Origin of the sequence: Photorhabdus cinerea (genome assembly GCF_011189575.1) — a bacterium.
Lineage (GTDB): Bacteria > Pseudomonadota > Gammaproteobacteria > Enterobacterales > Enterobacteriaceae > Photorhabdus > Photorhabdus cinerea.
The window spans coordinates 1-6323 of the sequence record NZ_PUJW01000056.1; the positions used below are offsets into that span (position 1 = coordinate 1).

The 6323-nt window shown below is 40.3% G+C and carries 6 protein-coding genes and 1 pseudogene; all 7 read right to left on the reverse strand.

The genetic code is table 11. The features are described from left to right. Positions 1 to 151: 151 nt before the first annotated feature. Complete coding sequence (locus C5469_RS21810; RefSeq protein ID WP_166310710.1) at positions 152 to 421, reverse strand: type VI secretion system PAAR protein; 270 nt, start codon at positions 419 to 421, stop codon at positions 152 to 154. Positions 422 to 984: 563 nt separating this feature from the next. Further along, entirely contained in the window at positions 985 to 1140 is a 156-nt protein-coding gene (locus tag C5469_RS21815) for a hypothetical protein (RefSeq protein WP_166310712.1), read from the reverse strand. 207 nt (positions 1141 to 1347) lie between these two features. Beyond that, a complete protein-coding gene (locus C5469_RS21820) occupies positions 1348 to 2328 on the reverse strand; it encodes a hypothetical protein (RefSeq protein ID WP_166310714.1) in 981 nt (326 codons plus the stop codon). A gap of 60 nt (positions 2329 to 2388) precedes the next feature. Continuing rightward, positions 2389 to 3366, reverse strand: coding sequence for a hypothetical protein (locus C5469_RS21825; RefSeq protein WP_242689561.1), 978 nt, complete (start codon positions 3364 to 3366; stop codon positions 2389 to 2391). Positions 3367 to 3420: 54 nt separating this feature from the next. Further along, entirely contained in the window at positions 3421 to 5019 is a 1599-nt protein-coding gene (locus C5469_RS21830) for a hypothetical protein (protein WP_166310718.1), read from the reverse strand. A 22-nt stretch (positions 5020 to 5041) separates the two neighbouring features. Continuing rightward, positions 5042 to 5968: a DUF4123 domain-containing protein gene (locus C5469_RS21835; protein WP_166310720.1), complete on the reverse strand. Its 927-nt coding sequence runs from the start codon at positions 5966 to 5968 to the stop codon at positions 5042 to 5044. After that, positions 5968 to 6323, reverse strand: a pseudogene (locus C5469_RS21840) (type VI secretion system Vgr family protein); the annotation flags it as partial. The pseudogene C5469_RS21840 and the gene C5469_RS21835, both read right to left, overlap by 1 nt.

Sequence of the window (6323 nt, forward strand, 5' to 3'; positions counted from 1 at the left end):
GTGTAAATTCAACCACGGCAAAGGTTTGAGCCGGGAGGTTACCCACGGTGAGGGTAAAAATCAGTCCTGAATCTGCCATTATTTTCCTCCTGATGACATTGTCATGTGGTGTTTATTGGCTTAACGGGTTGGTTGGTTCTGGGCAGCCTGTTCAACCAATATTGACGCTGCCCCCACCAATGACCACGCCACCACAACTGACGGCATCACCGGTTCTGGCGGCGGGTTTGCCATCAATAAAGACTGTGCTGGAACCGCCTGTAATGGTTCGGGGATGAGAGGAATGCGGTGCTAAGTTATCGCCTTGGCGGGCGAGAGGGATCCCATCGGCTTTCACACTGGTGGAACCGGAAATCACCGGTGTCGCTTCACAATCATCATGTGCGGTACCGATATCCCCTATTTTTACTGCGTTTCCCATTGTGTTTTCCTTATTTAAGAGAAATTAAGTTTATTTTGAAGAATAAATTTCCTATTCATTAAATAGGGTGAAAACTTCTTTTTATTGCATGTCATTAGCGAGTTGTAATAAATCTCTCATTACCAATATAATATTGAGGGTTTATTGGAAATTTTGAATGAATCTCTTTATTAACAAGTCTTCTTTGTTATTTGTGTTCTTATGTTTTTATCGAGTTAAAATAAATCTATTTCCATCAAAATGATATCTTGGATTTATTGAGGTTCTTGAATGGTTTTCTTTATCAATAAAACTGAGTGGTGAGGGTGACATAGAGACAACTCGACCATCAAGGGATAATTCAATTCTTGATTGGCTAAATGCTAAAAGTTGGAAATCAGTCGGGTTTAAAAATGTATCTAACTCTAATATTGATAATTAAATACATTGAACACTTAGATTTACATAATAATAAGTGCAACTTCGTTATTCATGGAATTTTTACTCTCTTTAGATAACCCGGTTATGGATAATGTGAATAATAATACAGTTAGAAAAATTTTATAATTACGCATAATATATTTTCATTTAAAATCAATAAAATAAAATGGGCAAAATTCATCTTTATCACATATCATCACATCGGCTTTAATTAGGTTTATACCTGAATTTTTACTTCTTCCTTTTGTATTACTCACTGATTTACTTTCTTTTTGTATATATCCAGCTTTTACTTCCACTTCAAAATAAGCTTTTATTCCCTCATGTGAGAAATAAATCCCTAAGCCTGAATCATCACATTTTAATCCCGCTGACAGTGCTGTTTTACCTCCCCTTGTTGTGGTAAGTATACCTTTTACAGATAGTACCTTGAATCTTGCTTTAAGCTATAGAGGTAATATTATCTATTATTCAAAGAGGGATAAACCCTCTTTTTTTTCATATCATTATCGGGTTAAAATAAATCTATTTCCATCGAACCGATATTTTGGATTTAATAGTGTCTTGTTTTTTCTATTATTTTTGTTAATAAATACAAGTGGTGAGGGAGACATAAAAACAACCCGGCCATCCAGAGAAATATCAATTTTAGATTGATTAAAATCTAAAGGTAAAAGTTGAAGATCTGGTGAATTTATAATTTCATCTAATCCTATTGATGAGAAATAATCATCATTATTTCCACCATTAGCTCTGACTGATTCATCCAGGAATTCTTTATGCAGTTGCTTCAATCCTTGAAGATCCTTGCTTTTTAATAACGCCCAATATTCTTTATAAGCAGAAATAAGCGCTGATTGATATTTTTCTGGTAATGAATCTATAACGTTATTTTCTTTTGAAAATTGATAGGAATTTACCCAGTTCCATACAGGGTAATCGTTTTTTATATCAAATTGTTGTGATGATTCATAATAGTATTTTTCGTTGTTATGATTTATCTTGTTGCGTCCTAATAATCTCGCCAATTGTTCATTTTCCGATTTTATATCAAGAGATGAGTCAGAAATATTATGTTCTATATTATCATTAGGATTGTATTTTATACTCATAACTGGTTTTAGATCAGGCATTTCGAATCTATTTCTTGCTTCTAGTGTGAAGTTACATATTGAGCCTGAATCGAAAATATCCTTTTTTATATCAGATGACTGAACTGATGACTGAGCATAAAATTGTATTGTATTATTTTTAGGTTTCAGATATTCACCTATGCCGATTAGTGTATTCATCGGTTCTTTATCATAATATGAAAGGATTCTCATTCCATTAATAAATAACTCAATTGAGCATTTATTTACTTCAATTTCTAATCTGTAATCAATGGGTTCTATTTTGTTATTTATAGAATTTTCACTTTCTTTAGATAGCCCCGTGATGGGTAATATAAATAATAATACAATTGGGAGTTTTTTATTATTAAACATAATGAAGTGTTATTCAAAGTCAAGAAAAAATATCGGGTTAAATAACCCGATATGGGTTAATTAAATTACCTGGACAAATCGACCGTTAATTAATGAAAAAATGGGTGCAATAGTAGATAGAACTGTTTCGCCATCCTCATCATCAACGTAGTGGTAGGATATTGGGGAATATTCTAAAATTGACTTATTTACTAACTTGACCATTCTGCCCTGATTCATTATCTGGATTCTGTAATCATTCCAGTTAATTGGTATCATTCTGAAGCTTGTTGTTTTGATATTACGGTAAACAGATTGATCAGTGAAAATATTCTCTTCACTTTCACCGGTTGACCAGGCCCAGGCTTTAAGCGCGACTTTTTGTTGCTCACGAAGCGTATTTAAATCTTTGGCATTATAGGCTTGCCAGATAGCCATATAGGCTTGTTGCAGTTGTTGGCGTTGTTCTGGGGTATCGGTATAAGGTGTTGCTTTTACCCATTCCCAGTCAGGTAAGCCACTGATTTTCACATGACGACTAAATCGGTATAAGGTCATATTAGGTGGATATTCTGTTGGATCAAAATATTGTTTCTCGATATGTCCGGCTTCTACATTATCCGCCTGTATTACATGGCGGATAACCGGCGTACTGATAGTGGCATATTTGATTTCATCCTTCGATTTTGTTGTCACGGGCTGACCATTTTTATCAATCGCCACTTCAATCGCTGTCAGTATCTGACTGTCTTTACCATGCATGGCGGTCAGCTCCAGCTTGCATGTCGCTTCAGGGTTGAAATAGTTACGGGCTTTATCTGACATTTCATCTGGGGAGAACCAACCCAAAGCACCAAATTCCAGACTAATTTCATTTTCGCCATTGGCCAAGAATAGCATAGAGCCCGTGCTTCCAGTACCAAATCCTCGGCCTGCTAGGGCTGAATTACGGTTATCCATTCCCAGTACGTCATTAGTTTTAATGGCACAAAAGGCATATTGGATATCGAATCCGCTGCGAATATAGAGTCTGGGTTCATCTGCGTTAGCACTGGACATAACAAGCACTCCTGATAACAGTAATAACAGTTTTAATTTCATTTCTGATCCTTTTTATCTCATTCCTGGGAATCCCGAATTGATAAATGGGATATTATCCAGCTTAGGTTTAGGGTTATAGCCCATTTCCCACGGCGCGGTTTCAGCCCCTGGGACTGTCTCTGGCCGGGTAATAAGCCGTTCTTCCCCTAGCAGATTAATTCTTAACGGGGATTCGCTGGCCTTTAGTGGATCGGCAATGACCCACTTCTTCTTGACTTTAGCTATAGATTTTCTATCTTTTTCTTTCTTTGTATCCGCAGTTACCTCAATTTCAGCCGTAATCCCATCATGGTAACCGACGAGATCGATCCCCTTATCATGTTGATCGAATTTAAAACCCGCCGCCGTTTTGACAGCGCCTTTCGCATTTAGCGCAACTTCCATTATCATAATCCTGGTCTTAAAAGCGGCATTTATTTTTCCTTCCAGGCTTAATTTCAGATCATTCTTATTACCGGCATCAAAAGTCCATTGCTTGCTTTTATAGGCAGCACCCAGCTGAAAGGACAGATTGCAGGCTAAAATAAGGCAGCATTCAATCTCTAAGTAGTTTTTATCATTCGCATTCTTACGTTCTATTGCTTTCCGGAATTTGGCGGCGATTTTGTCTATCTTGCAATAAGCGGCACCCATTTGGATAAGGTCCAGTTTGGCGGTCATGCCCATAAACGGGGCGGCACTGAAACCCACAAAATGGGAACTGTCAGCGACTGAGGTGGTTCGGTTATACGCATAAGCCAGCCCGATATTGATGGGAGCAATTTTGAGGTCAAACAGTTGGTAATCATGGGTACCTTGACCTTTTGAATCAGGCGCGGGCGCCAGGTATTTTTTCGTGTATCCCAACAGCTTTTCGACCCGATTGATGGCATCTAAACTCTCCCGGGTTTTCCTGACTTTGTTGGCTTTGGCAAATTTGTTTGAATAATCCATATCCTGAACGGTCAAGGCATACTCAACGTTAAGGGCTGTCTCTCTGGTCAGGTAAAATTGGTCAGTGTGAACGGTCCACCCGCCCCGTAATTTATTGCCATCTTTAGGTTTGACATTTTCCATAGCCTGACGGGCTTTTCTCTGTTCATCACGCCGTTCTTTAATGGGCCGTTCACCATGGGAAAAATCAAAGCCAAATCCCACCGAGACCATAAAACTGACCGAGGGGTAAACCGCTATCGTCGCGTACTTTTGACGACCCGTACAGGCTTCTGTCACGAGCTTATAATATCGGGGAGCTTTGTACATATCGGTAGGGTTGGCAATATTAGACAGATAAGACCCGATGCTCTCCAGACCGTTTTCAATATCGGTATCTTCTAAATGCTCTTTGTAGAATAACGTGACCTTTTCAGGCGTATTAAATTTTAATGTTTTCTCTTTCGGTCCCCCAAGCAGTACAGCCTGATGTTTGGCGTGATCACACTTTTCTGCAATTTGTATCGTCCCGGTTTGGCCTTTCCCATCATCAACAAGGTTCATGTTAATCATAGGCTTTTTAGGCCAGACCTGAGTTTTCTTATCAAAAGTGACACTGATTTCACAGAGACAGGGATCGGGGTTGTTACAGGTCATGCAAGCAGCCCCGGCAGGGGGAGAAATGCGTTGTTGAGTCATATCAATTACCTTATTAGCCGGTTTATTTGGGGATAAACCCTAATTCGCGTTTTAATAATTTTTCCATTCGATAGTAGCCTGGCCCTTGATTATCGCTGAGTTGGGCTAACCATGTTGGCGGGATGTGTTGAAACTGCTCAATGCGTCTTTCCATCAGCAGATAGAGAAATCCCCGGATAGAACGTTCATCGGTGATTTCGTTATCCTGACAAAAATAAAAACACGCCTCTGCCAGATTTTGATGACGTATTAATGCCTCTTCATCTATATGGGTTGGAGAAGACGGAATATTAGGAAGCGGGTTGATTAATATCTTGTCTGAAAGTGCCGTAAGGACGGAGTGTGGAATATTCATTGCATCGGCTGCATGATAATAACTCACTTCATTAATAAAATGCGTCAATTTATTAATATATCTTTGCGCGAAGAGATGGTTGAAATGAGCATATTGCTCTTTGGTAATTTTCAACATTTTTTGTCTGGAACGGGCTTCGGCGGGAAATTGTTTTCTGGCGGCGTGAAAATTATCCTGTCTGTCAATGCCAGCATAATTTGTGGCAATTTTATCTATCGGCCCGAGAAAACAGTGAATTTCCCAGTCACTCAGGATGCTGAGAAAATCCCAGATATTGCGCGGGTCATAAAACCGGAAAAACACCGGCTTGGCCTGATCGGGCAATAAGACCTGAAGGTATTTACGCAGATGCTGGCGCAGTGTTTTCATGTCGGCTTGCGAGTGAAGGAGTATTCCCCAGGGCGTTCCCCATTCTGCCAGAAAAAGCCCGACTTTTTCGGTCACTTCCACCAGATACGGGGCCACCTTCAAGAGTTCAGGCTGTAAAGACTCGTCATACAGGCACGTCACCGGTGGATCAAAATGTTCCAGGACAAAAAACAGCCGGGGTTCGGCGGCACCGTCAATGACGGCATAACGTTTTTCTTCTGCCATTACTGATCATCCTTCATTGGACAGTGCGCGACGAACAGGGAGCCGGCACTGGCGGCGGCCTGTAAAATCGCCGGATTCGCCGGTTGCAATAAGTCCCCCGGGCTGCCACCGGAATTGAGATTAATGGCCGGGCCTTTGATATCAACGCCCCCGGCATGAATGACGATAAAATTACCGCCGACTCGCAGGCTGATTTTGCTGCCACTTTGCACAGTGAGGTCGCCGTTCGCGTCAACACTGAATACGCCCTGGATTTTTTGGGCCACATCACCTTTGACCTGCAAGGCGTTGTCACCGTCAATCTGGGCAAGATAGTTCCCGGTCGTTTTATGCTCCTGTTGCCCTTCTACGGTTA